This window comes from Herbidospora sp. RD11066 (assembly GCF_054661255.1).
In genome coordinates, this window is the sequence record NZ_BAAGDO010000005.1 from 265,378 (window position 1) to 290,663 (window position 25,286).

The following is a 25,286-nucleotide window of genomic DNA, read 5'->3' on the forward strand; positions in this document are numbered from 1 at the left end:
CAACCTCACCCGATAGTTCCGCCTATTTGATGGCATGGCCGTAGTCGATCGACTGGGCCGGAGCTTTTGTGGCCGCCGCGGTGAAGACCGCGCCCACCCCGTCGCGGTCGGGGGCGCCGATGAGGAGGCCCGCGGGGCCGTCGGCGGCCAGTGACCAGCCGTAGCGCTGGCCCGGTTGGGGTGGGACCGGGAGCGCGGCGACGGTTCCATCGACCGTTGTCGTGTGTACGCCGCCCGTCGCCCCCTTCGTGTAAGGGTGGCCCATGGCGAGTCTGCCGTCGCCGGTGAAGGCCACCGACCAGCCCAGCCCGGTCGTGCCGGGGACGGTGATCGTCTTCGTCGGGGTGAGGTCGGCCCAGAGCTGGACCATGCCGGCGTCCTGCGGCCCGGCCAGAGGGGCGCCCGCGGCGAGGTAGGAGACGCCGCCGATCCGGGTCGTCGCGAGGGACCAGCCGAAGCGGTTGCCCGATTCCTCCGCCACCGCGGTCGTGGCCTGGCCGAGGTCCCACTTCCTGGTCGTGTACGGCGCCCCTGACAGCACGTCCTCGATCACGACCACCGTGCCGGCGTCGACGATGCCGCTGGCCACCTGGAGGCCGGTGCCGTCATTGTCCTCGTAGGGGACGCCGACCGCGAGGTCCGGGCGGGCCGGGTCGCCGTGGAAGGCCAGCGACCAGCCCCACATGTCGCCGATCTCGCCGTTGCCGATCATGCCCTCGGACTCCTGGTCGAGCCTCGCCCGTCCTCGTGGCGTGAAGAGGTGGACGGCGCCGGTGTCGGTCAGCGCGCCGTCGGCGTGGGGTTCGCCGACGGCCAGGGCGACCCCGCCCGGGACCTCCGCCGCCGCCAGTGACCAGCCGAAATGGGCGTCCTTCTGCGGGTCCACTGCGGTCACGGTCTGGACGCCGCCGGTGCCGAACACGTACACCTCACCGTGGTCGTCGTCGCCCGCGTAGGGGGCGCCGACGATCACGTCGAGGCAGGAGTCGCCGTCGACGTGGGCGGTGGTCACGGCCCAGCCGAAGCCGGTGTTCGTGTCGTCGCCCGGGGCTCTGAGGGTCCGGCCGCCGAAGGTGACGGTCTCGGCGAAGGGGTCGCCCACGGCGTGGGTCGTGGCGGGGCAGGGGGTGGCGGAGGCCGTACCGGAAAGGGGAAGTGCGGCGCCGAGCAGGAGAACGGCGAGCAGCCGGGTCACAGAGCTACCTCCAGGCCGCCGCCGAACTGGAGCCGGGCGGGGCTGCGGTCGTCGGGGAGATCGAACACGAGCAGGCCGTCGGAGCGCCCACCGGGCCGCAGGCCGCTCGGCAGCGGGGTGGACAGCCGGTGGGGCTGGTAGGAGGCGCCCGAGTCGTCGAGCAGCACGGGCGCGGCGGCGATCGCGGCGAGCTCGCCGCCGGTGTTGACCATGCTCCACGGGATGACGCAGAAGGCGCCCTGAGGTGCGGTGACGCCCTCGAAGTCCTGGAGCCCGCACTGCGGGTCCCGCGTGACGACCAGGTCGACCCCGAACCCGGCGCCGACCGTGACCCGCTTGGCGACGTCGCCCTCGGCGGCCTGCTGAGCCGCGATCTGCACCGCGGTACGCGGCGCGTTGTCCCCGGACACGATGAGCACACCGACACTGACCACGAACGCGGCGAACACGACCACGGCCGCGATCAGCCAGCGGTCGGACCGCGACCGCGGCTGCCTGACCAGCGCGTCGTCACCGGCGCCCGGCACGTCGTCGGGTGCCGCATCCGAGTCAGCGGAGAAGGTCTTCTCACCGGAATCGGCCTCTTTCCCGACGGCGGCGAAGGCGGCGGTGCGGTCAGCGGGCTCGCCGGTGTGGGCCTGCTTGCCCGAGGGGGTGAAGCCAGCGGTGCGGTTGGCGGGTTCGCCCGTGTCGGCCTGCTTGTCTGATGCGGCGAAGCTGATGGTGCGATCGACTGGATTGCCGGTGTCGGCTCCCTTGCCCGAAGCGGTGCGGCCGACCGGCTCGCCGGAGTCCGGGTCCTGGTCGACGGCGGCGAGGACAGCGGTGTCGTTCGCCGGTTCGGGGGAGTCGATGCCCTGGTCAGCGGTAGTGCGATCGGCGCTTTCGTTCGAGGTGGCGGGGTCGCTGGATGTCGTTCCCGGGTTGGTGATGGCGAAGGTGGTGGTGGTGGCGGACTGCTCGCTGTCGCTCCCGGCGTTGCGACTGACGGGTTCGTCGACGGTGGGGAACGTGGTGGTGGCGTCGGCGCTCTCGTCGACCTCCGGGGCTTGGTCGGTGGGGGCCGCCTCGGCGGGCTCGTCCTCGGGGGTCGCGGAGCGTTCCGGGGTCGGTGGCTGCTCTGGTGGTGGGGGGTCGGTGGGGAAGGTCTCCTGGAGGGTGCGGTTGAGTTCGTCGACCGGCATCAGGGCCTCTTCGCGAGGCGTTTCCGGGGCGCGGGCCGAGACTACGGGGAGGGCGCCGCCGACCAGGGCGATGAGGAGGTCCTGGGCCGTGGGGCGGCGGGTCGGGTCGGGGTCGGTGGCCTGCTTGACCAGCTCGTTCAGGGGCGAGGGCAGGGAGCCCAGGTCGGGGCGGCCGTTCAGGACGCGGGCCGCCAGGGTCATCATGTTGCCCTGGCCATAAGGGTGGCGGGCGGTGCCGGCGTAGGCGACCAGGCAGCCCCAGGCGAAGATGTCGGTCCACGGGGTGACCGGCTCGCCGCGCACCTGCTCCGGCGCCCACCAGCCGGGACTCCCCAGGAGCTCCCCGGCCTGGGTGAAGTCGTGGGAGGCGTCCAGAGCGCGGGCGATGCCGAAGTCGATCACCCGGGGGCCCGACAGCGACAGGATCACGTTCGCCGGCTTCAGGTCGCGGTGCACCAGACCGGCCACGTGGATCGCCGCCAGCGCCGCCGCCACGCCCAGCGCCACACCGTGGAGCGGTCCCGGCTCCAGCGGGCCGGAGTCGGCGATCTGCCTGTTCAGGGGCGTACCGGCGATGTATTCGGTCACCATGTACGGCCGCCCGTCGGCGGTGTTGCCGTTGTCGAGGACCTGCGCGGTGCAGAACGACGCGACCTTGCGCGCGTTCTCGACCTCGCCGTGGAAGCGGGCCGCGAAGGCGTCGTCGGCCAAAGCCGAGCGGACCACCTTCAGGGCCACCAGCCGTTCGCCCGTGGTCGCCAGGTAGACCGTGCCCATGCCGCCCTCGCCCAGGCGGCCCAGAAGCCGGTATGTGCCGATCTTGGGGGGATCGTCGGGGCGGAGCGGCGTGGCGCCGGTCGGTTGCATCTGAGGGCTCTCCTACGGCCTGCGCGTATCTGTGAGGGTTCGTGAACTCTTCGGGGCTATCGCCAGCATGGATTGCCCACCTCGGCCGCGAACAGGTAAATCGACGCGTTCGGATGCCCGACACTGGTTGCATGAGTCTGCTCGGGCCCGTCGAGGTGCGCACGCTTGCGGAGAAACTGAACATCCGGCCCACCAAGAAGCTCGGGCAGAACTTCGTGATCGACGGCGGCACCGTCCGCAAGATCGTGCGGGTCGCCGAGCTCCGGGAAGACGACGTCGTCATCGAGGTCGGCCCCGGGCTGGGGTCGCTGACGCTGGCGCTGCTGTCGGAGGTCGCCGAGGTCGTCGCGGTCGAGATCGACCCGGTGCTGGCCAGGCAGCTCCCCGAGACGGTCACGATCATGCTGCCCGAGTTCTCCGACCGGCTGCGGGTGATCCTGGGAGACGCCCTGCGCATCACCCCCGGCGACCTGCCGTCGAAGCCGACCGCGCTGGTGGCCAACCTGCCCTACAACGTGTCGGTCCCGGTCGTGCTGCACCTGCTGCAGATCCTGCCCGAGCTGCGCCGGGGCCTGGTCATGGTCCAGTCGGAGGTCGCCGACCGGCTGGCCGCCCGGCCCGGGTCGCGCGTCTACGGCATCCCCTCGGTCAAGGCGGCGTGGTACGCCGATGTGCGCCGCGCGGGCCCGGTCGGGCGCAACGTGTTCTGGCCCGCGCCCAACGTCGACTCGGGCCTCGTCTCTCTCGTACGCCGTGATCCTCCGGCCACCACCGCGTCCAGGGAAGACGTGTTCGCGGCCATCGACGCCGCGTTCGCCCAGCGGCGCAAGACGCTGCGGGCCGCCCTGGCGGGCTGGGCCGGGTCGCCCGCGGCGGCCGAAGAGGCGCTCGTCAAGGCGGGGGTCGACCCGAAGGCGCGCGGCGAGCAGCTCGACGTGGCCGACTTCGCGCGGATCGCCGAACACCGCCACTAGGCTCCCGTCACGTGATTACCGTCCGGGTGCCCGCCAAGGTCAACCTTCAGCTCTCCGTCGGCCCGATCCGCGACGACGGGTTCCACGACCTCGTCAACGTCTTCCACGCCGTCTCGTTGTTCGACGAGGTCACCGCGTCGGAGTCCGACCGGGTCGAGGTGGTCTGCGACCACGCCGACGTGCCGCTCGGCGACGACAACCTGGCCGCCAGGGCCGCCCGCGCGCTCGCGCCGGGCCGGGGCGTCCGGCTGGAGATCGCCAAGAACATCCCGGTCGCCGGGGGCATGGCCGGGGGCAGCGCCGACGCCGCCGCCGCGCTGGTGGCCTGCAACGCCCTGTGGAACCTCGGCAAGACGCTCGAAGAGCTGATGGAGATCGGCGGCACGCTCGGCAGCGACGTGCCGTTCGCGCTGCTCGGCGGCACCGCCGTCGGCACCGGCAAGGGTGAGGTCCTAGCCCCGGTCGAGACGTCGGGCACCTTCCACTGGGTGTTCGCGCTAGCCGACGGCGGCCTGTCGACGCCGCAGGTCTACGGCGAGTGCGACCGCATCAGGGAGGCCACGGGCGAACAGGTCGCCTGGCCGACGCTGAGCGAGCCCCTCGCCAAGGCGCTGGCCCACGGCGACGCCGGGGCGCTCGGCCCCGCGCTCGTCAACGACCTCCAGCCCGCCGCCATCATGCTGCGCCGCTCCCTCCACCGCACCCTCGACGAAGGCCGCGAACTCGGCGCGCTCGGCGCGCTCGTGTCGGGCTCGGGGCCGACCTGCGCGTTCCTGGCGGAAGACGCCGGCCACGCGCGGGAGATCGCGGTCGCGCTCACCGGCTGCCGCGAGGCCGTCATCGCCCACGGACCGGTCCCGGGGGCCGCGATCGTCTAGATAGGCTTGGGAGGCGATGAATCTGGTCAATCTTGAATCCGTCTCCCATGCCTTCGGCCCCAAGCCGCTGCTCAAAGGGGTGTCGCTCGGGGTCGAAGCGGGCGAGCGCATCGGTGTCGTCGGGCGCAACGGTGGCGGTAAGACCACCCTCGTCTCGATCATCGCCGGTGAGCTGACGCCCGACACCGGCCGGGTCACCCACACGCGCGGCCTGCGCGTCGGGGTGCTCGCCCAGCGCGACCTCTTCGATCCCGACACGTCGATCCGCGACATCGTGCTCGGCCACCGCGCCGAACACGAGTGGGCGGGCGACGCGCAGGTGCGCGAGATCCTCGCCAACCTGCTCGGCGACCTCGACCTGTCGGCCCTCGCGGGCACCCTGTCCGGCGGCGAGCGCCGCCGCACCGCCCTGGCGAAGCTGCTCATCGGCGAACACGATCTGATCGTGCTCGACGAGCCCACCAACCACCTCGACATCGAGGCGATCGCCTGGCTCGCCGGGCATCTGTCCGGGCGCAAGTCGGCGCTCCTCGTCGTCACCCACGACCGCTGGTTCCTCGACGCCGTCTCCACCCGCACCTGGGAGGTCGTCGACGAGTCCGTCGAACGCTACGAGGGCGGTTACGCCGCCTTCGTCCTCGCCAAGGCCGAGCGGGCGCGCATCGCCCAGGTCTCCGAGGAGCGGCGGCAGAACCTGATGCGCAAGGAGATCGCCTGGCTGCGGCGCGGCCCGCCCGCCCGGACCTCCAAGCCCAAGTTCCGCATCAACGCCGCCGAGGCGCTGATCGCCGACGTGCCCCCGGCCCGGGAGACCGTCGAACTGCTCAGGTTCGCGACCGCGCGCCTCGGCAAGACGGTGTACGACCTGGAGAACGTCACCCTCCACGCCGGTGGCCCCGGGGCGGGCCCGCTCGTGCTCGACCACTGCACCTGGCAGTTCGGCCCCGGCGACCGCATCGGCCTGATCGGCGTCAACGGCTCGGGCAAGTCGACCGTGCTGCGCCTGCTCTCGGGCTCGGTCGTGCCCGACGAGGGCAGGCTCGTCCAGGGCCGCACGGTCAAGCTGGCCCACCTGTCGCAGGAGCTCGCCGAGCTCGACCCGACCCGGCGCGTGCTGGAGACGGTCGAAGAGGTGCGCAAGTACATCACCGTCGGCAAGAAGGAATGGACCGCCTCCCAGCTGCTCGAACGCCTCGGCTTCAAGGGCGACGCGCAGTGGAAGGTCGTCGGCGACCTGTCCGGTGGCGAGCGGCGGCGGCTCCAGCTCCTGCGCCTGATCATGGACGAACCCAACGTCCTGCTGCTCGACGAGCCCACCAACGACCTCGACATCGAGACGCTGACCGAGCTCGAAGACCTGCTCGACGGCTGGCCCGGCACTCTCGTCGTGGTCAGCCACGACCGTTACTTCCTGGAGCGCGTCTCCGACCGCACGGTCGCCCTGCTGGGCGACGGCCGGTTGTCGATGCTGCCCGGCGGGGTCGACGAATACCTGGAGCGCCGCGCCTCCGGGAACGCCCTGTCGGCCCGTGCCGCCAGTGCAGAACCGGTGGTGGCCGAGACCCCCGCGGCCGAGAAGAAGGTCTCCCAGAAGGAGCTCCGGGAGCTCCAGAAGGAGCTGAGCCGGCTGGAGCGTCAGCTCGACAAGCTGTCCGAGCGTGAGGCGAAGGTCCATGCCCAGATGGCCGAGGCGGCCAGCGACTTCGAGAAGCTGGGCAAGCTCGACGCCGAACTCCGCGACCTCGGGGCGCAGAAGGAGGCCACCGAGATGGAGTGGATGGAGCTGGCGGAGCGCGTCGCCGAATAGCGCGGCTGAAAAGTCCCTGAAAAGGAGAAGAGCCCGGTTGGCCGACCGGGCTCTTTCCTTTTTGCTTCAGATGACTTGGGGCACCAACCGAGTCATCTCGGCATTGCGAGGCGGAAGATTAGACGATCTTCCCGGACCAGAGGGCCGCCGCCACCTTGTAGACGCCGAAGGTCTCACCGTCGAAGTACGGGGAAACCGAGGTGTCGTAGCGCTTGTTGCCGTCGGTGTCAGCGACACCGATGGTCACGCCGTTGAGGTAGCCGAGGCGACGGGCGCTCTTGTACTGCGACAGCCACGACGAGCCCAGCGAGCCCTCGCCCGTGAAGGACGACTTGACCCCGATGATCTCTTCGGCCTTGATGTCGGCGGCCTTCGCCGCGAACGTCTTGCCGTAGGTCCACTTCAGGGTGTGGCCGGTGTAGGCGTGGTTGCCGTCCGGGTGCTTGCCGCTCGGGTAGCCGAACACGTAGACGTTCTGGCCGACCTTCTGGTTGTACGCCAGACCCTGGCCACCGACGTTGTCACCGAGGCGACCGACGTCCTTGAGGCTGATGCTCAGAACCTTGCCGACGAGCTTGAAGTCGACGTCGTAGTTCAGCCAGAAGGTGCGCTTGACGTACTTGAACTCGCGGCTGCCGAAAGGCTTGTACGAGAAGACGAAGGTCTTCCCGCCGGGCAGCCAGTACTGGTCGCCGTCGTTCTGGGTGCCGGGAGCCTCACGGAACTCGTCCCGGCTGATGAACTTGTCGGTCACACCGGTGCCGGGCTTGAAGGTGTGCGCAGGCGCGTCGGCCTTGACGTTATAGGACTGGAACTTCTTGAACTCGTTCCAGGAGACGTTGTCGACCTTCTTGCCCTCAGGGCCAGCGGTGACGTGGTCCCAGTCCTCGTCCTCGATGATGAACAGGTTCGAGGACCCGGTCTCCTTCTTGTCCTCCAGCGCCTTCTTGGCCGCCTCGGCAAGAGCCTTGGTCTCGTACTTGCCGTACACCCAGTCCTTGTCGCGGTTCTCGCCCGCGACGGGGAGGACACCGTTGTACACGTTCACGAACGCGTAGTTACGGTCGCCGTCCTCGTAGACGTCGAAGTCGTAGTGCGTGAAGGCCTGCTTGCCGACGTAGATGCCCCACGGGGTCTTGCCCTGGTAGTAACCGGGGATGAAGACCCACTTGTCGAGGGTGGCCTTGTTGGACGCCGTGTCGTAGACACAGTGTCCAGCGGTGGCGACAAGGTTCTTGTAGCTGCTCTGGAGCGAGGTGCCGGTGCACCAGTGCGGCTGACCGTCAGCGCCGAGGAAGAACACCTTGCCCGAGGTCTTGGGCAGGTTGACGTTCTTCGAGGTGCTGGCGACCTTCTTCTCGTCACCGATCGCGGGCACGATGCCGGGCTTCGTGTCGGCGGTGGGCCCACCGGTCGACACGTGCTTGCCGACGACCTGCGTCTCGACGTCGTAGGGGGTGGCGCCGATCAGGTTGGCCTTGTCCTCGCCCAGCCAGAACTGCGCGACCTGCTGGGCGGCGATGTTGGTGTTGGCCAGGCTGTCGGAGGCGACGTCGCCAGCAGCCTGAGCCGGAGCGGCCACGACCGCGGAGGCAAGCAGCCCCGCGCTCAGACCGCCCAGAATGAGCGTGCGCTTCATGGTGGATCTCCCCAGGTCTGTCGTGGGACGTCACTTGCGCCCCATGCGTCAGTAAAGGAACGATCAGAAAGCTATAAGACGGATTGGGGGTGTGAAAGCAAAAAGACCAACTGCCTGAGGCGGCTGGGATGTCGATAGTTGCTGTCAACCTGTGGGATTCCTGTGAAGATTCCGTTATTTCCGCTGATCGAGGGGTATGTCGATCAGTCACCCCATGGATCGATCCAGCTGAGGGGTGTGACCTAAATCACACCCGCCTCAGGGGAACCAGATGAAGGGTCAACTCCGTCTTAGTCCGTCACGCCTACGCGGAGTCGGACGTGTCGAACGGCACCAGAAGCGTCCGTAGGAGCCCTGACAGGTCTTGCTGCTGCTGCCTTCCGAGGGCCGCGAGCAGCTCCTGTTCCCGCCTGAGCAGGTCGGCGAAAGCGGCGTCGACCCGGTCGAGACCCTTGGTGGTCAGCCTGACCAGCACGCCGCGCCGGTCGTCCGGGTCGGGGTTGCGGGTGACGAGCCCGGCGGCGGTCAGCCGGTCGATGCGGTTGGTCATCGTGCCCGACGTCACCAGAGTGGCCCGCAGCAGCGCGCCCGGACTCATCACATAAGGGGCGCCCGCGCGACGCAGCGCGGTGAGGACGTCGAACTCCCAGGGCTCGAGCCCGTGTTCGGCGAAGGCCGCCCGCCTGGCCCGCTCCAGATGCCGGCTCAGCCGCGACACGCGGCTCAGCACCTGAAGAGGCGTCACATCGAGGTCGGGGCGCTCCTGCCGCCAGGCCGCGACAAGCCGGTCGACTTCATCCTCGGCTGGGCTCATGGATGACGAGTCTAGCTTTTCTTGACGTCAAGACATCTCTCTTGATATCAAGTATCTCTATATCGAGAGAATGCCGCAGCGCGCCGATGCCTGGACTGACGGAGCGCCGGGAGCGCAGCGACCAGAGCGTAGGAGGGAAGGCGTCGGATATGAGCGCGAGGACCGCCGTGCCGGAGGCGCGGCCATGAAAAGCGTGTGGGATCCCGCGATCTACGGCCGTTACGCCGATGAGCGGTCGCGGCCGTTTTACGAGCTCACCGGCCGGATCGGGGCCGAGAATCCCGGCCATGTCGTCGATCTGGGGTGTGGGACCGGGGAGCTGACCGTGTCGCTGGCCGGGCGGTGGCCCGGGGCCGAGGTGCACGGGGTTGACTCCTCGCCGGAGATGATCGCGAAGGCGCCCGAAGGGGCCACGTTCGAGGTGGCCGACGTGCGTGACTGGCGGCCCGCCGCGCCGGTCGACGTGATCGTGTCGAACGCGCTGCTCCAGTGGGTGCCCGAGCACCGCGAGCTGCTGACCCGCTGGGCGGGGGAGCTGAACCCGGGCGGCTGGCTGGCCTTCCAGGTGCCGGGGAACTTCACCGCACCCAGCCACCAGGTCATCCGCGAGCTCTGCCAGAGCGCCGAATGGGCTCCCGAGCTGGCCGATCTCGCCTGGCGTGACCCGGTCGACTCCGCCGAGGAGTATCTGGAGCTGCTGTCGGGCGCGGGCCTGACCGTCGACGCCTGGGAGACCACCTATGTACACGTCCTGCCCGGCGACGACGCGGTGCTCCGCTGGGTGAGCGGAACCGCGCTGCGGCCCATGCTCACGCGGCTCGGCCCGGAGCGGCGCGAGCGGTTCCTGGCCGACGCCGGGAGGGTGCTCGGCGAGGCCTATCCCAGGCGTGACTTCGGCACCCCATTCCCCTTCCGCCGCATATTCACGGTGGCGCACAAATGATCAGTGGCATTCATCACGTGCAGCTCGCGACCCCGCCCGGACGTGAAGACGAATTGCGCGCCTTCTATTGCGGGCGCCTCGGCATGATCGAAGTGGCCAAGCCGCCGGAATTGGCCAGGCGTGGCGGGGCGTGGTTCCGTAGCGGGGAGGCCGAGCTTCACCTCGGGGTCGAGGAGGACTTCCGGCCCGCGAAGAAGGCGCATCCCGGGCTGCTGGTGCGCGATCTCGACGAGATTCTCGCCCGTTTTCCCGAGGCCGAGATCGACCGGCTGCTGCCCGGATACCTGCGGTGCTATCTACATGATCCGGTGGGGAATCGCCTAGAACTTCTCCAGCCCGTGTCTCGATAGGCGATTTGTTCACCTTCAGGTGGCATCATGGCCGCAATTCGGCAGTGTCACGTTTACCTGGAGGTGCTAGTGGCGATCGAGATCGAGGACAAGTTCGATGTCCAAGACGAGTTCGTGGTGCCCGATCTTCTCGGCGTCAAAGGCATCGCGGCGACCAGTGGGCCCAAGTCCCACCAGCTCGTGGCCATCTACTTTGACACTCCCGATCTGCGGCTCGCCGCGCGGGGCATCACTCTGCGGCGGCGCCGCGGCGGCGACGACTCCGGCTGGCACCTGAAACTGCCCAAGTCCGCGGGCGTCCGCCAGGAGATCGCCCTCCCGCTCACCCGCAGCGCCAAGATCGTCCCGCCCGCGCTGGCCGAGCAGGTGCTCGTCTACACCCGGGGCCACGCGCTGGTCCCCGTCGCCGAACTCGACACGAAGCGGTCGGTCACCCGGCTGCTCGACGCCGAGGAGCAGGTGCTCGCCGAGGTCGCCGACGACCGCGTCAAGGGCACGGTCTTCGGCGAGACCAACCGCGTCGAGCGGTGGCGGGAGGTCGAGGTCGAGCTCGTCAAGGGCGACGAGGCGCTGCTGAAGCGCGTGGGCAAGCGCGTCATCAAGGCGGGGGCGGCCACGGGCGGCTCCGCGAACAAACTCGGCCGCCTCTTGGGCGAAGCCGTACCGAAACTTCCGAAGTCGCCTGCCGAGGGGACGGTCGGCGCCGCGGTTTTCGCCTACCTGCGGCAGCAGGTCGACGCACTGATCGCCCAGGACGGCCGGGTGCGGCGGGCGGAAGAGGACGCCGTGCACAAGGCGCGGGTGGCGTGCCGGCGGATGCGCAGCGCCTTCAAGTCGTTCTCCTCGATCGTCACCGAGACTGAAACGCTCCAGGAGGAGCTGCGCTGGCTCGGCGAGGTGCTCGGCGAGGTGCGTGACCTGGAGGTCATCCAGGCCCGCTTCGGCAAGGAACTCGACGGCCTCGACGCCCACCTGATCGTCGGCCCGGTCCGCGCCCGGCTGCTCGACGACCTCAAGCACCAGGAGGAGGCGGGGTACGAGCGCGTCCGCGAGGCGATGAACGGCGAACGCTACTTCGCGCTGCTCGACGCCCTCGACACGCCCTTCTCCTTCACCGGCAAGGCCACCCGCGAGGCCGGGCCCGAGCTGGCCAAGATCGTGAACAAGGACTGGCTCCGCGTCGGGAAGAGGCACGAGGCGGCGCAGAACATGGAGGATCCGCACGAGCGCGAGATCGCCATGCACGACGTGCGCAAGGCCGCCAAGCGGGCCCGCTACACGGCGGAGGCCGCCGGTTTCGGCGACGAGGCCGCCCGCGCGGAGGCGGTGCAGGAGGCGCTGGGCCTCTACCAGGACGGCGTGGTCGCCCAGGAGACGCTGGAGAAGGAGGCCGCCAAGGCCCGCGAGGCCGGCGAGGACACCTTCACCTACGGCGTGCTGGCCGGGCTGGAGCGGGCCGCCGCCGACCGGGCCCGCGCCAAGTTCCCGAAGTTGTGGGCCAAGCTGAACTAGGTGGCGTAACGGTCGACGCTGACCAGTTCGCCGCCGGCGTGGTGGAGCACGGCGAACCCGCCCTTCCTCAGGTGGGTGTCGCCGACGCGCCCGTCGCACAGGGCGGTGAGCAGGTCGGGCAGGACCTTGCCGTGGCTGCACACCGCCGTCGGCTCGGTCAGTTTGCGGACCAGCCGGAGGGTGTCCTTCGCGTCGTAGCCGGGTTCGGAGAGCAGTTTCTCCTTGCGGATCGACAGGCCCGCGGCGGTGGCGTAGGGCTTGAGCGTCTGGGTGCACCTTCTGCTGGGTGAGCTGACCAGGGTCTGCGGCGCGTACGCCGCGAGCGCCCGCGCGACCGCCTCGGCCTGGGCCGTCCCCTCGGAGTCGAGGGGACGCCGGTCGTCGTGGCCCTTCCAGTCGGAGCGGCTGCCCGCCAGGCCGTGGCGCACCAGGATCAGCGGCACCGTGACCAGCGGGGCCGCCGTCAGGGCGCGGAGCAGGCCCGCGTCCCACTCGTAGGTCAGCCGCGCGCGGGCCTCCGCCAGCGGCATCCAGACCACCTGGTCGACCTCGTCGACGGCGGTGAGCTCGTTCTCCGAGACGACCCGCGCGGCCCAGTAGTCGACCCGCTTGAGCCGGCCGTCCTTCAGATAGTGGACGGGCGGCAGCGAGCGCCCCAGGACGACCGACAGGCCGGTCTCCTCCTCGACCTCGCGCAGCGCCCCGGCGATGACGTGTTCACCCGACTTGAGCTTGCCCTTGGGGAACGACCAGTCGTCGTACTTGGGCCGGTGCACGAGCGCGACCTCGGGGGAGGCCTCGTCGCCGCGCCAGATCACGGCGCCGGCGGCGTGGATCACATCGGTCATTTTCCGTCGTCCACGGTTCGCCAGCGCCGGGTGCCGATGAGGTGCTGCTGAAGGTCGGCGCCGCCACTTTGGCGAAGCCAACGGCCATCTGAGGTGAGCCACCATGTGTCCGTCCCGTCGGAGAACGCGCGGTCGAGCAGGTCGGCGATGTAGGACCGGTGCTGCGCACTGGTCACCTTCACCAGGGCCTCCACCCTTCGGTCGAGGTTGCGTCGCATGAGGTCGGCGCTGCCGATCCACATCTCCGGTCGTCGTCCGCCGCCGAACTCGTAGATGCGGGAGTGCTCCAGAAACCGTCCCAGAAGACTTCTGACCCTGATGGTCTCGGACAAACCCGGGACTCCTGGCATGAGTGTGCAGATGCCGCGAACCCACAGGTCGATGGGCACGCCCGCCTGTGACGCTCGGTAGAGGGCGTCGATCACCGGCTCGTCGACCAGCGAGTTGGTCTTGATCCGGATCCTGGCCGCGCGGCCCGCCTTGTGGTGGGCGATCTCCCGGTCGATGCGGGCCAGCAGGCCGTGCCGCAGGGAGTGGGGGGCCACCAGCAGCCGCCGGTAGGCCGAGTGGTTGGAGTAGCCGGTGAGGTGCATGAACAGGTCGGTGACGTCCTCGCCGACGAGGGGGTCGGCGGTGAGCAGGCCGAAGTCCTCGTACATGCGGGCGGTCTTGGGGTTGTAGTTGCCGGTGCCGATGTGGCAGTAGCGGCGCAGTTCGCCGTTGGACTCCTGGCGCACGACCAGGGCCAGCTTGCAGTGGGTCTTCAGGCCGAGCACGCCGTAGACGACGTGGCAGCCGGCCTTCTCCAGTTTCCTGGCCCACGAGATGTTGGCGTGCTCGTCGAACCTGGCCTTGATCTCGACCACGACCACGACCTGCTTGCCCGCCTCGGCGGCGTCGATCAGCGAGTCGACGATCGGGGAGTTGCCGGAGGTCCGGTAGAGCGTCTGCTTGATCGCCAGCACCGCCGGGTCGGCCGCCGCCTGCTCGATGAACCGGCCGACGCTGGTGGAGAAGCTGTCGTAGGGGTGGTGCAGCAGGATGTCCTTCTCGCGGAGCATCGCGAAGATGTCGTCGTCGGCGTGGATCACCTCGGACGGCACGAAGGGCCGGTAGCTGAGCTCGCCCCGGTTGTGGGTCGGGCCGAGGTCGGCGATGGCGTGCAGGCCCGTCAGGTCGAGCGGTCCCGGCACCCGGTAGATCTCGTGGTCGGCCACGCCCAGCTCTTCGACCAGCAGTTCCAGCACCTCGGGCGAGATCGTGTCCTCGACCTCGATGCGCACCGGCGAGCCGAAGCGGCGGCGGCGCAGTTCGCGCTCCAGCGCCTGCATGAGGTTCTCGGTGACGTCCTCGTCGACGTCGAGGTCCTCGTTGCGGGTGACCCGGAAGACGTGGTTCTGGACGATCTCCATGCCTTTGAAGAGCGTGCCGAGGTGGGCCGCGATGACGTCCTCAAGAGGGACGAACCGGTCGTGGGCCAGTTTCACGAACCGGGGGAGCTGCGGGGGCACCTTCACCCGGGCGAAGACCGTGTTGCCGTTGACCGGGTTGCGGACCGTGACCGCCAGGTTCAGCGACAGCCCTGAAATATTGGGAAACGGGTGGGAGGGGTCCACCGCGAGGGGGGTCAGCACCGGCCGGATCCGCTCGCGGAACAGCTTCCGCATCACAGTGCGTTCGTCGCGCCCGAGGTCGGCCCAGCGGACGATCTCGATGCCCTCGGCCACCAGTTCGGGAACGATCGTCTTGTGGAACAGCGCGGAGTGGCGCTGCACGAGGACGTTGGCGATCCCGTTGATCCGCTCCAGCTCCTCGCTGGGCTTCAGGCCGCTCTGCGCCCGCAGCAGGAGTCCGGTGGCCATCCGCCGTTTCAGGCCCGCGACCCGCACCATGAAGAACTCGTCCAGGTTACTCGCGAAGATCGCCAGGAACCTCACGCGTTCGAGCAGCGGGAGCTTGGGGTCTTCGGCGAGTTCGAGCACACGTTCGTTGAACTGGAGCCAGCTCTCCTCTCGGTTGAGGTATCTGTCGAGAGGGAGGGGGAGCTCCTCCGGGGGGACGGACGCGGTAATTTCGGCGGACATGTCCTGAATATGCCCGAGTTTGTTGAACGACGTGTTAACTGTCCCGCAACGAAATCGTTAGGCTCCAGATTCTCGCGCGAGCTTCTCGTTCTCTCTCGCCTCACGCGCTCGGACCTTCTCCTGCTCGCGCCGGAGCTTCTCCGCCTCCTTGGCGTCGCGCTCGCGCTGCTTCTCGGCCTCGCGCCGGAGTTTCTCCTGCTCCTTGCGCTGACGGCTGAGCTCTCTGGGGTCGGTACGAGGCTCGGGAGGCATCGGTGGTGCCAGCACCAGCCCCCTCGACGAGTTGGTCAGGCCGGGCACCGGGTCGAGGTCGCTCAGACCGTTCCAGCACAGGTTCACCAGGTGGGCGGCGACCGCCTCGCGGCTGGGCCGCCGGACGTCGAGCCACCACTGGCCGGTCAGGGCGACCATGCCGACGAGCATCTGGGCGTACATGGGGGCGAGCTTGGGGTCGTAGCCCCGGCCGGCGAACTCGTCGGCCAGGACGTCTTCGACCTGGCTGGCGATGTCGCTGATCAGGCTGGCGAAGGTGCCGGTGCCGGAGGCGGCGTGGGAGTCGCGGACCAGGATCCGGAAGCCCTCACTGCTCTCCTCGATGTACTGGAGCAGTGCCAGCGCGGCCCGCTCCAGTTTCACCCTCGCGTGGGTCGCCGACAGCGCCTGGGTGACGAGGGTCAGCAGGCGCTGCATCTCGCGGTCGATGACCACGGCGTAGATGCCTTCTTTGCCGCCGAAGTGTTCGTACACCACGGGCTTCGACACGCTGGCGTGGGCGGCTATCTCCTCCACCGAAGTGCCGTCGAAGCCCTTCTCGGCGAAGAGGGCGCGACCGATCTGGATCAGCTGCTCGCGCCGTTCCGCGCCCGTCATTCGCCTGCGGGTTCTGGATTCGGTCACGGGACCATAATGGCGGTTGGTTCAAGCAATGCGCTTCGCCGCCAGCCGTTCGGGGTTGGGCCAGCGCACGTCATAGGCCCAGCCGAAGCGCTCGAAGATCTTGATGAGACCGGCGCTCAGGTCGATCTGACCCTTCAACACGCCGTGCCGCGCGCAGGTGGGGTCGGAGTGGTGCAGGTTGTGCCACGACTCGCCGAACGAGGGCAGCGCCAGCCACCAGACGTTGCGCGACTTGTCGCGCGACTCGAAGGCCTCGTCACCGAACACGTGGCAGATCGAGTTGATCGCCCAGGTGACGTGGTGCAGCAGGCCGATGCGCACGAGCGTGCCCCAGAAGAACGCGGTGGCGGCGCCCTGCCACGACCAGGTGATCAGTCCGCCCAGGATCGCCGGCAGCACCATCGAGGTGATCGCCAGCACCGGGAACATCTTGTGGAACTTCACGATGTCCGGGTCCTTGACCAGGTCGGGCGCGTACTTCTCGCGGTTGGCCCGCTCGGCCTCGAAGAGCCAGCCCATGTGGGCGTACAGGAGACCCTTGGTGACCGCCCAGAAAGAGGTGCCGAAGCGCCACGGCGAGTGCGGGTCGCCCTCCTTGTCGGAGAACTTGTGGTGCTTGCGGTGGGTGGCCGTCCAGTCGAGGACCGACATCTCCAGCGACATGCTGCCCGCGATGCCCAACGCGATCTTCAACGGCCGCTTGGCCTTGAACGAGCCGTGGGTGAAATAGCGGTGCAGACCGACCGTCACCCCCAGGCCGGTGAACATGTAGAAGACGAACGCGATGGCGACGTCCACCCAGCCGAGCCAACCCCAGGCCCACGCGGCCGGCACCGCGATGGCGAGCGCGACCAGAGGCGCGCCGACCACGATGCCGAAGCTGATGATCTCGGGGCCGGTCTTCCGCTCTGGGTCCATGTCGGGTTTGGGCTGCTGGGGGCTGCCGGGGCGCTCTGAGACAACGGTCATCGACTACCTCACGATCCGTGGTAAGTGGTCCGGTTACGCCACCGTAACCTACGCCATCGTAAGTTAGGAAGTCCTAAGTCGAGAATGGGGAGAAGGTGTATGCGGGACGGCCATCTCATGGCGCGAAACTGTCTTGCAGGAGAAGCGGCTGGTCTGCTATGGCGTGGCGCGTTCCGGATGTGAGTCCCAACCGGCATCCTTTCCCGGGGTGTGCCCGGTAAGCTGGGTGGCGATCCGGCGTTGGGTAATTGGCAGCCCGCCAACCTTTGGAGTTGGTTTGTCCTGGTTCGAGTCCAGGCGCCGGAACCAATTAGCGTCTCAGGTAAGCTCACGTTGTCTCGCGGGTGACCGTGCGGCGTCCGTCAGCTGACCGTTTCGTTCGCGGATCCAGGGAGCTCCCACAGTGAGTGCGCCGCGCCCCGCAGCCGTCATCGTCCTCGCCGCAGGCGAGGGCACCCGGATGAGATCCGCCACCCCGAAGGTCCTCCACGAGGTCTGCGGCCGCACGCTCGTCGGCCACATGGTCCACGCGGCACAGGAGCTCGAACCCGCCCGCCTGATCGTGGTGGTGGGGCACGCCCGTGAGCAGGTCGAGGGGCATCTGTCCTCTTTCGAGGATGTGACGGCGGTCGTCCAGGAACAGCAGAACGGCACCGGCCACGCCGTCCGGATCGTGCTCGAGAACGTCGGCGTGATCGAGGGAACGGTCCTTGTCGTGTACGGCGACACGCCCCTCCTGCGCGGATCGACTCTGGCCGGGCTGCTGGAGAGGCACTCGGCCGACGGCAACGCGGTCACCGTGCTGACCGCCCACGTGCCCGACCCGACCGGTTACGGCCGCATCGTCCGCGGCGACGACGGCGCCGTGCTGGCGATCGTGGAACACAAGGACGCCACGCCCGAGCAGCTGGCGATCGACGAGATGAACTCCGGCGTCTACGCCTTTGACGGTGCCCTCCTGGCAGATGCCGTCAAGCGCGTCTCGACCGCCAACGCCCAGGGCGAGGAATACCTGACCGACGTGCTGTCGATCCTCCGCGAGGAGGGCCACCGCGTCGGCGCCCACGTCGCCGCCGACCACGTCGAGGTCGAGGGCGTCAACAACAAGGCCCAGCTCGCGTTCGCGCGCCGGGTCCTGAACGACCGGATCGTCCACCAGCACATGATCAACGGTGTGACGATCGTCGACCCGGCCTCGACCTGGATCGACGCCGATGTCACTCTGGAAGCGGACGCCGTCGTCCATCCGGGCACCCAGCTTCACGGTGCGACGTCCGTGGGCACGGGCGCGGAAGTGGGTCCGGCCAGCACCTTGACCGACACCGTCGTCGGCGCGGACGCCGTGGTCCGCAACGCGGTCTGCGACTCGGCCGAGATCGGCGCGGGCGCGTCGGTGGGCCCGTTCGCCTACCTGCGCCCCGGCACCAGGCTCGGGGCGAAGGGCAAGATCGGCACGTACGTCGAGACCAAGAACGCCGTCATCGGCACCGGATCCAAGGTGCCCCACCTGAGCTACGTCGGCGACGCGACGATCGGCGAGGGCGCCAACATCGGCGCCGCGACCGTCTTCGTCAACTACGACGGCGTCGACAAGCACCACACGACCGTGGGCGACCACGCCCGAGTCGGCAGCGACACCATGCTCGTCGCACCGCTGACGATCGGCGACGGCGCCTACACGGCCGCCGGTTCGGTGATCGTCAACGACGTCCCCCCCGGCGCGATGGCCGTGGCACGCGGTCGCCAGCGGAACGTCGAGGGCTGGGTGATCCGCCGCAGGTCCGGCACCAAGTCGGCCGAGGCGGCCCAGCGGGCCCTCGAAGCAGGGTCATAACGGTTCAAGGCGCGGGCAGTTCCGCGTATCACTCGGTTTCCCCGGGGCCAGGAGGAGCAAGTCGCATGAGCGGGATCCAGACCATGGGCCAGAAGAACCTGATGTTCTTCTCGGGCCGGGCATACCCACAGCTTGCCGAGGAGGTCGCGCGCAACCTGGGGGTGGAGATCACCCCGACCTCCCTGCGTGACTTCGCCAACGGAGAGATCTACGTCCGCTACCTCGAGTCGGTCCGGGGCTGCGACGCGTTCGTGATCCAGAGCCACACGGCTCCGATCAACCAGTGGATCATGGAACAGCTGATCATGGTGGACGCTCTGAAGAGGGCGTCGGCCAAGCGCGTGACGGTCATCATGCCGTTCTTCGGCTACGCCCGTCAGGACAAGAAGGGCCGCGGCCGCGAGCCGATCACGGCCCGGTTGATGGCCGACATGTTCAAGCAGGCCGGCGCCGACCGGCTGATGTCGATCGACCTGCACACCTCACAGATCCAGGGCTTCTTCGACGGCCCGGTCGACCACCTGTTCGCGATGCCGATCCTGATCGACTACCTGCGCGACAAGATCGACCCCGCGACGACGACCATCGTCTCGCCTGACACCGGGCGTGTGCGGTTGGCCGAGCGCTGGTCGGACGCGCTGGGCACGCCGGTGGCGTTCATCCACAAGCGTCGTGATCTTGACGTGGCGAACCAGGTGAAGGTCAACGAGGTCGTCGGTAAGGTGCGCGGCCGGACCTGTGTGCTGATCGACGACATGATCGACACCGGTGGGTCCATCTGCAAGGCGGCCGACGCTCTGTACGACCACGGTGCGACCAATGTGATCGTGGCGGCGACCCACGCGGTGTTCTCCGATCCGGCGGTCGACCGGTTGAAGAACTCGGCGATCTCTGAGGTCATCGTGACGAACACGCTGCCGATCTCGGAGGAGCAGCGGTTCGACAAGCTGACGGTGCTGTCGATCGCCCCGCTGATCGCCCGCGCGATCACCGAGGTCTTCACCGACGGTTCGGTGACCAGCCTGTTCGAGGGCGACTCGTAGGCAAGGCGATCTCATGGGCCGATCGGTGATTCACCGATCGGCCTTTCGTCGTTTTCCAGCCTTGCGCGTAAGGAGACATCCTGCGCCGAAGGCCAGCACGGACGACGCCGTGAAGGTCACCAGCAGCGGCACGGCGACAGTTACGGATGCTATCCAGATGAACGCGGTGTTCGCCGCGATGGCCAGGTAGAGGAACGCCGGCCACCCTCGGCGATTCTTGCCGAGCGTCACCCCGACTGCGGCGAACAAGCCGATAAGAACCACAGCGGCGGAGAAAGCGAGTAGGGGATGAAGTTCGATCCGGAATCTCTTCAGAAAGTGATCCGCCGCCAAGGCCGCGTGGTCGAAGTCCGCATAAAGTCGGTTCCACAGATGGACGGCGAAACTCCAGGCGTCCTTCGGGCTGGTCGAGTCTCCCGAGTCGGTCTTCCACTGGAAGAAGGCCGAGACCGCGGCCACAACACCGGCCAGTCCCACGATGAAGGCCCCGAGCATTCGCAGGAATCTGGTCAACGGGTGGACGGGGTCGGGATCTTGGGCGGGATCGGGCTCAGGCGTACTCAAATTCGATCTTGTCTTGTTCGGCGCCGAACTTCATCGCGATGAGAGTGATGAAATTTTCGATGGAGACCTTCGCTTTGGCGAACAGTTCGGCGTCCGCTGCCGCCTCCGCGTCGATTCTCTTGGACAAGTCTTCGTAGACCTTGTCGGCGAGGACGGCGGCAACCTCGGACGGCAGTATGTCGCGGAACCAATCGGCGATCCCCCTGCCCGTGTCCAGGACCTTGATCTTCTTGTGGTCGAGACGGACGGGAAGCAGATATGGCTTCGGTAAGGTCACGTGCACGATCGAGTCGTCTGCGGACACCGCTATCGAATAGTCGGTGAGCCTGGAAAGGTCGATGACGGCCTCCACCGTTCCCACTCCCACCAAGTCCACACTCCGTCCGGAGATGATGTCCGGGACTGTCACACCGAGGATGGTCTTCTCGGGCTCCTTATAGGTGAACGGCACGACGGTGTATTCCTTGGTGTGCCCGATGAAGATCTTCGCGCTCTTCGCCTCACTGAGGATGTTGTCGGCCTCGACCGTCGGTGTAGGTGTGGGCGAAGGTGTGGGCGAGGGCGTCGGCGTCGGCGCTGCCGACGCGAGCAACAACGAATTCGGGTTGTCGTTCGAGGGGGAGCTTCGGCCGACGAAATAGGCCACGAGGATGATGGCGACGGTCCCCGCCACCACTGCGACAGTGGTGAAGATGGGGCGCGAAGTGCGCTGCACTGAGGACATGGAATTTCCTTACGCTCGTTCCATGGCCACAAGCTACCTCCCAAAGCCTTGACGCAGCATGAACCAGAATGGACTTTTTTCTGTTCTGAGCTGCACCCATAAAGTCGCAGCTCGTGAACACTTTGGCCTTAAATGGGGCGGTCAATATATAGCTTTTTGGGCTGATCTTATTTGACTATTCGTGCGAGTCGAGTCGATGAGTGGGTTATCGATCTTTACCTGAGTCATGTACGGAGCATCGGCCCATCCTGGGTGTCGGGTCGTCCACGAGCTTGCACTAAGCTTGAACGAGTGCCTGTAACGCCTTCCGCTAGGGCGGGTGAGGGGTGGCGCTAATCCGCATCGAGATCCCTAGGAGATCGTCGTGTCCGAAGTCAAGATCGCTTCCGAGCTGCGTGACCAGTTCGGCAAGGGTGCCGCACGTAAGATCCGCCGCGCCGACAAGGTGCCGGTCGTTCTCTACGGTCACGGCACCGAGCCCCGTCACCTCACGATGCCCGGGCACGAACTGCTGCTCGCGCTGCGCACGCCCAACGTTCTCATCCGCATCGAGGGCGCTGTCGACGAGCTCGCCCTTCCCAAGGGTGTGCAGCGTGACCCGATCAAGGGCTTCCTCGAGCACGTCGACCTGATCCTGGTTCGCCGTGGCGAGAAGGTCACCATCGAAATGCCGGTCACGGTCACCGGTGACGTCGTCAACGGCGCCATCCTCGACCAGCAGCTGGTGCAGATCTCGGTCGAGGCCGAGGCCACCAACCTGCCGACCGGTGTCGAGATCGACGTCGACGGCAAGGACGTCGGTTTCACCGTCAACGCCGGTGACCTCGACCTGCCGAAGGGCACGACCCTCGCGGTCGAGCCCGACACGCTGGTGCTCCACGTCATCGCGGCGCCGACCGCCGAGCTGCCCGAGGACGGCGCGGAGGCCGAGGCCGCCGCTGCTCCGGCCGACGAGGCCGCCGAGGGCGAGTCCGCTCCCGCCGCCGAGTAAGGCGTTTCTGTAAGGTCCCCCACAGGGAGATCCTGTGGGGGACCTTTCCGCGTGTGAGGAGACATGCAGTGGACCGCTGGCTGATCGCCGGGCTGGGCAATCCCGGGCCTGAATACGCCGGGAACCGGCACAACGCGGGCTTCATGGTGGCCGACGAACTGGCCGCGCGCGTCGGTGGGCGGTTCAAGGCGCACAGGTCGCGCGCGGAGGTGCTCGAAGGGCGGCTGGCCGGGGTGCCGGTGGTGCTGGCCAAGCCCATGACGTTCATGAACCTGTCGGGCGGGCCGGTGAAGGCGCTGGCCGACTTCTACAAGACCGGGCTCAACCTCATCGTCGTCCACGACGAACTCGACGTGCCGTGGGGCGCGCTGCGCGCCAAGAAGGGCGGCGGCGACAACGGGCACAACGGGCTGAAGTCGATCACGAAGGTGCTGACGCCCGACTATCTGCGGCTGCGGTTCGGCATCGGGCGGCCTCCCGGGCGGATGGACACCGCCGTCTACGTCCTCAAGGACTTCGCGACCGCCGAGCGCAAGGACCTGCCGTTCCTGGTCGACCGGGCGGCCGACATGGTCGAGTCGCTGATGGTCGACGGGCTGGAGCCCACCCAGAACAAATTCCACGCCGGCGATCTGAACCCGGTCAAACCCCCGCGTTAGCCCACGCGGGCGTCCACGTGCCGGGCGCCGTCCGGGTGGTGCCCAGATGCGCCCGGAGCAGGGCGAGCGCGGCGTGGGAGTCGTCGCGGCGCCAGATCAGCGAATGGGGATAGACCGGGGTCGGTTCCTGTACGGATATGCGGCGCAACCCCATCTCCTCAGGCCACACCAACCGGGTCCCGGCGCCGACGAAAGTGGCCAGTGAGGGCGCGCCCGCGATCGTGTCGAGCAGCGGATCGGTGCCGAAGTCGGGCCCGGTGACCTCGATGGTCAGCCCGAACGCGGCGGCGAGATCGTCGTAGTAACCGGCCCACTCGGTGCCGGCCACGATGCCCGGCATCCAGATCCGATGCCCCGCGAGCTCCTCCGGGCTGACCACGGCGGCGTCCGCGAGCGGGTGGGCGGGCCCGGTCAGCAGCTGTACGGGCTCGTCGAACACCCGCGCCGCCGCGATGCCCCCGGAGAGCCGCTCGCGATCGACGGCCCGGAACGACGCGTTCACCTCGCCCGACCTGAGGGCCTCCATGGCCGCGTCGGCGTCGAAGAGCGTCACGACGTCGAGCTCGACCTCGGGCCGCGCCCGGTGGAACCCGCCCAGCACGGCCGCGGGGGCGAGCCTGCGCCCGATCACGTCCACCCGCAACGGCCGGCGCCCCGGCCGGACACTCGCCAGCGCCCGCTCCTCGGCCCGGAGCAGGTCGCGAGCGTGGGGGAGGAACGCCTGCCCGTCCGCGGTGAGCCGCGCGCCTCTCGCGGTGCGGGTGAACAGGCGCACCCCGAGGGCCTTCTCCAGGGCGGCGATGCGCTTGGAGACGGCCTGCTGGGTGATCGCCAGATCATCGGCCGCCGCCTGGAACCGCCCCGCGTCCACGACGGCCACGAAGCCACGCACGACGTCCAAATCCATCCCGGCAGGTTAGCCGGTCGAAGGGGGTCGACCCGTCGGCGTTACGCAGAGGTTCATCCCGGCCGGGTGCGGTGTGCAACCCAGCTTTCGAGGGTGGCACCGTGTGGAGATCTCCCCAGTGGTGGAGCGCGGAGGGTGGTGCTGCATGGGGATCTTCCTCGCAGGTCGGCTGCCTTGGTCGCGCAAGGTGGTGTGGTGCTGTGGGGAGATCTCTCCGGCGGGTGGGCTGCCCATCTCATGACGGGCGGTGTGGCACAGCGTGGAGTTGCGCCGCTGGGTGACGTGGAGATCTGGAAGGTGTGTCGATCCCGGTCCAGGGGTTGTAGCTGGGATGACAACTTTGGGTTGTGGTCTGACGGTGGATGGTTGTTTGAGAGGGGTGGTCTCCGGCCGGTTGGATACGCGGCGTGGATCGGCGATTCGGCATGGTGTGGGCGGCTTACGCGGTCAGTACCTACGGCACGTGGCTGGGGTTCGGGGCGTTCTCGCTGATCGCGGTGGTGGTGCTGGACGCGGGGCCCGCTCAGGTGTCGGTGCTGTCGGCCGCGGGGCTGGCGGTGGGGGCCGTGGTCGCGGTGCCGCTCGGGCCGTGGGTGGAGTTCCGGGGGAAGCGGCGGGTCATGGTCGCGATGGACCTGGTGCGTTTCGGGGCCCTCGCCAGTGTGCCCGTCGCGTTCGTGTTCGGGTGGCTCACCTTCGGCCAGCTGCTCGTCGTGTCCGTCGTCGCGGCGGCGGCGAAGATCGCCTTCAACGCCGCCTCGGGGGCCTACCTGAAGACCCTGCTGTCGCGGGAGGACCTGCTCGTCGCGAACGCCCGGCTGGAGTCGACCATGTGGTCGGCGAGCGTGGTCGGGCCGCCGCTCGGCGGGGTCGCGATCGGGGTGTTCGGGCCGGTCGTGACCGTACTGGCGGATGCCCTCAGCTATCTGGTGTCGGCTTCGTTCGTCCGGGCGATCGGTGGCGGTGAGCCGCCTCCGGAGCGGCGAGTGGCCCGGATGCGGGCCGCCGACCTGGTGGAGGGGTGGCGGGACATCCTGGGGAACCCGCCGCTGCGGCGGCTGTTCCTCAACGTGATCTTCTTCAACGGGCTGCTGCTGGCGACCGAGCCACTCCTCGCCGTGCTGCTGCTCGGCCGGCTCGGGTTCACCCCCTGGCAGTACGGGCTGGTGTTCGCGCTGCCCTGCCTCGGCGGGCTCCTCGGGGCGTGGCTGGCACGGCGGCTGGTGCCGCGCTTCGGGCAGCTCGCCGTGCTGCGGGCGGCGGGGGCGCTGCGGGTGTGCTGGCCGTTCTGGCTGGCGTTCGTGCAGCCGGGGACGGCGGGGATCGTGCTGGTCATCGTCGTGCAGTTCGGGCTGGTGACCTGCTGCGCGGTGTTCAACCCGGTCGTGGCGACGTATCGGCTGGAGCGGATCGCGCCCGACCGGGTCGCCCGCACGCTGACCGCGTGGTCGGTGAGCACCAGCGGCACCGTCGCGGTGCTGACCGCTCTGTGGGGGCTGCTGGCCTCGGTCATCGGGGTACGTGAGGCGATCGCGGCGGCGGGCGTGCTCATCCTGCTCACCGGGTTGTCAGGGAAAACCTGACGCGCTAATTTGTCAGGGTA

22 protein-coding genes and 1 tRNA gene are annotated in these 25,286 nt (G+C 68.5%); 12 read left to right on the forward strand and 11 right to left on the reverse strand.

Features of this window, described 5'->3' with window-relative positions; translation table 11 throughout:
* Positions 1-22: 22 nt before the first annotated feature.
* Positions 23-1,195, reverse strand: coding sequence for an FG-GAP repeat protein (locus ACYQ78_RS21500; RefSeq protein ID WP_459802663.1), 1,173 nt, complete (start codon positions 1,193-1,195; stop codon positions 23-25).
* A complete protein-coding gene (locus ACYQ78_RS21505) occupies positions 1,192-3,246 on the reverse strand; it encodes a serine/threonine-protein kinase (protein ID WP_459802664.1) in 2,055 nt (684 codons plus the stop codon). Before ACYQ78_RS21505 ends, ACYQ78_RS21500 begins: the two co-directional genes overlap by 4 nt.
* A 131-nt stretch (positions 3,247-3,377) precedes the next feature.
* Between ACYQ78_RS21505 and rsmA the strand changes: the two genes are divergently transcribed.
* The 3 genes from rsmA to ACYQ78_RS21520 are packed head-to-tail and all read left to right on the forward strand — an operon-like array spanning position 3,378 to position 6,905.
* Positions 3,378-4,220 carry a 16S rRNA (adenine(1518)-N(6)/adenine(1519)-N(6))-dimethyltransferase RsmA gene (gene rsmA, locus ACYQ78_RS21510; protein WP_459802665.1) on the forward strand — a complete coding sequence of 281 codons (843 nt, stop codon included), beginning with the start codon at positions 3,378-3,380 and terminating at the stop codon, positions 4,218-4,220.
* Positions 4,221-4,234: 14 nt separating this feature from the next.
* Complete coding sequence (locus ACYQ78_RS21515) at positions 4,235-5,098, forward strand: 4-(cytidine 5'-diphospho)-2-C-methyl-D-erythritol kinase (protein ID WP_459802915.1); 864 nt, start codon at positions 4,235-4,237, stop codon at positions 5,096-5,098.
* Between the two features lie 16 nt (positions 5,099-5,114).
* Positions 5,115-6,905, forward strand: coding sequence for an ABC-F family ATP-binding cassette domain-containing protein (locus ACYQ78_RS21520; RefSeq protein ID WP_459802666.1), 1,791 nt, complete (start codon positions 5,115-5,117; stop codon positions 6,903-6,905).
* A gap of 118 nt (positions 6,906-7,023) precedes the next feature.
* Here the strand turns inward: ACYQ78_RS21520 and ACYQ78_RS21525 are convergent, their stop codons facing one another.
* Together ACYQ78_RS21525 and ACYQ78_RS21530 are read right to left on the reverse strand one after the other, a co-directional pair.
* Positions 7,024-8,544 carry a trypsin-like serine peptidase gene (locus tag ACYQ78_RS21525; protein ID WP_459802667.1) on the reverse strand — a complete coding sequence of 507 codons (1,521 nt, stop codon included), beginning with the start codon at positions 8,542-8,544 and terminating at the stop codon, positions 7,024-7,026.
* 304 nt (positions 8,545-8,848) lie between these two features.
* Positions 8,849-9,358: a MarR family winged helix-turn-helix transcriptional regulator gene (locus ACYQ78_RS21530; protein ID WP_459802668.1), complete on the reverse strand. Its 510-nt coding sequence runs from the start codon at positions 9,356-9,358 to the stop codon at positions 8,849-8,851.
* Between the two features lie 184 nt (positions 9,359-9,542).
* On the opposite strand from ACYQ78_RS21530, the gene ACYQ78_RS21535 reads away from it, so the two are divergent.
* The 3 genes from ACYQ78_RS21535 (at position 9,543) to ACYQ78_RS21545 (ending at position 12,163) form a co-directional block, all read left to right on the forward strand.
* The gene (locus ACYQ78_RS21535; protein ID WP_459802669.1) at positions 9,543-10,301 is read left to right on the forward strand and encodes a trans-aconitate 2-methyltransferase; all 759 of its coding nucleotides are present in this window, start codon (positions 9,543-9,545) and stop codon (positions 10,299-10,301) included.
* A complete protein-coding gene (locus ACYQ78_RS21540; protein ID WP_459802670.1) occupies positions 10,298-10,651 on the forward strand; it encodes a VOC family protein in 354 nt (117 codons plus the stop codon). The genes ACYQ78_RS21535 and ACYQ78_RS21540 overlap by 4 nt, the downstream gene beginning before the upstream one ends.
* A gap of 69 nt (positions 10,652-10,720) precedes the next feature.
* A complete protein-coding gene (locus ACYQ78_RS21545; protein WP_459802671.1) occupies positions 10,721-12,163 on the forward strand; it encodes a CYTH and CHAD domain-containing protein in 1,443 nt (480 codons plus the stop codon).
* Here ACYQ78_RS21545 and ACYQ78_RS21550 read toward each other — a convergent pair.
* Genes ACYQ78_RS21550 through ACYQ78_RS21565 form a run of 4 tightly spaced genes read right to left on the reverse strand, consistent with a single transcriptional unit; the run spans position 12,160 to position 16,961 of the window.
* Positions 12,160-13,011: an NUDIX hydrolase gene (locus ACYQ78_RS21550; protein WP_459802672.1), complete on the reverse strand. Its 852-nt coding sequence runs from the start codon at positions 13,009-13,011 to the stop codon at positions 12,160-12,162. The genes ACYQ78_RS21545 and ACYQ78_RS21550 overlap by 4 nt on opposite strands.
* Positions 13,008-15,095 carry an RNA degradosome polyphosphate kinase gene (locus ACYQ78_RS21555; protein ID WP_459802673.1) on the reverse strand — a complete coding sequence of 696 codons (2,088 nt, stop codon included), beginning with the start codon at positions 15,093-15,095 and terminating at the stop codon, positions 13,008-13,010. The genes ACYQ78_RS21550 and ACYQ78_RS21555 overlap by 4 nt, the downstream gene beginning before the upstream one ends.
* Positions 15,096-15,152: 57 nt before the next feature.
* A complete protein-coding gene (locus ACYQ78_RS21560) occupies positions 15,153-15,992 on the reverse strand; it encodes a TetR/AcrR family transcriptional regulator (protein ID WP_459802674.1) in 840 nt (279 codons plus the stop codon).
* A gap of 21 nt (positions 15,993-16,013) precedes the next feature.
* Positions 16,014-16,961 carry an acyl-CoA desaturase gene (locus ACYQ78_RS21565; RefSeq protein WP_459802675.1) on the reverse strand — a complete coding sequence of 316 codons (948 nt, stop codon included), beginning with the start codon at positions 16,959-16,961 and terminating at the stop codon, positions 16,014-16,016.
* Between the two features lie 233 nt (positions 16,962-17,194).
* Between ACYQ78_RS21565 and ACYQ78_RS21570 the strand changes: the two genes are divergently transcribed.
* The 3 genes from ACYQ78_RS21570 (at position 17,195) to ACYQ78_RS21580 (ending at position 19,838) form a co-directional block, all read left to right on the forward strand.
* A tRNA-Gln gene (locus tag ACYQ78_RS21570) sits at positions 17,195-17,270 on the forward strand.
* Between the two features lie 94 nt (positions 17,271-17,364).
* Positions 17,365-18,795 (forward strand): bifunctional UDP-N-acetylglucosamine diphosphorylase/glucosamine-1-phosphate N-acetyltransferase GlmU, encoded by a 1,431-nt coding sequence (gene glmU / locus ACYQ78_RS21575; protein WP_459802676.1) that lies wholly within the window; start codon positions 17,365-17,367, stop codon positions 18,793-18,795.
* 65 nt (positions 18,796-18,860) lie between these two features.
* A complete protein-coding gene (locus ACYQ78_RS21580) occupies positions 18,861-19,838 on the forward strand; it encodes a ribose-phosphate diphosphokinase (protein ID WP_459802677.1) in 978 nt (325 codons plus the stop codon).
* Positions 19,839-19,868: 30 nt separating this feature from the next.
* Here the strand turns inward: ACYQ78_RS21580 and ACYQ78_RS21585 are convergent, their stop codons facing one another.
* Both ACYQ78_RS21585 and ACYQ78_RS21590 read right to left on the reverse strand, forming a co-directional pair.
* Complete coding sequence (locus tag ACYQ78_RS21585) at positions 19,869-20,333, reverse strand: hypothetical protein (RefSeq protein WP_459802678.1); 465 nt, start codon at positions 20,331-20,333, stop codon at positions 19,869-19,871.
* A 55-nt stretch (positions 20,334-20,388) separates the two neighbouring features.
* Entirely contained in the window at positions 20,389-21,126 is a 738-nt protein-coding gene (locus tag ACYQ78_RS21590) for a DUF4230 domain-containing protein (RefSeq protein WP_459802679.1), read from the reverse strand.
* A gap of 364 nt (positions 21,127-21,490) precedes the next feature.
* On the opposite strand from ACYQ78_RS21590, the gene ACYQ78_RS21595 reads away from it, so the two are divergent.
* Entirely contained in the window at positions 21,491-22,117 is a 627-nt protein-coding gene (locus tag ACYQ78_RS21595; RefSeq protein ID WP_459802680.1) for a 50S ribosomal protein L25/general stress protein Ctc, read from the forward strand.
* Between the two features lie 68 nt (positions 22,118-22,185).
* Complete coding sequence (pth, locus tag ACYQ78_RS21600; RefSeq protein WP_459802681.1) at positions 22,186-22,776, forward strand: aminoacyl-tRNA hydrolase; 591 nt, start codon at positions 22,186-22,188, stop codon at positions 22,774-22,776.
* Here pth and ACYQ78_RS21605 read toward each other — a convergent pair.
* Positions 22,760-23,683: a LysR family transcriptional regulator gene (locus ACYQ78_RS21605; RefSeq protein WP_459802682.1), complete on the reverse strand. Its 924-nt coding sequence runs from the start codon at positions 23,681-23,683 to the stop codon at positions 22,760-22,762. The genes pth and ACYQ78_RS21605 overlap by 17 nt on opposite strands.
* Before the next feature lie 407 nt (positions 23,684-24,090).
* Here ACYQ78_RS21605 and ACYQ78_RS21610 point away from each other — a divergent pair, with 407 nt between their 5' ends.
* A complete protein-coding gene (locus ACYQ78_RS21610) occupies positions 24,091-25,266 on the forward strand; it encodes an MFS transporter (RefSeq protein WP_459802683.1) in 1,176 nt (391 codons plus the stop codon).
* The last annotated feature ends 20 nt before the right edge of the window (positions 25,267-25,286 follow it).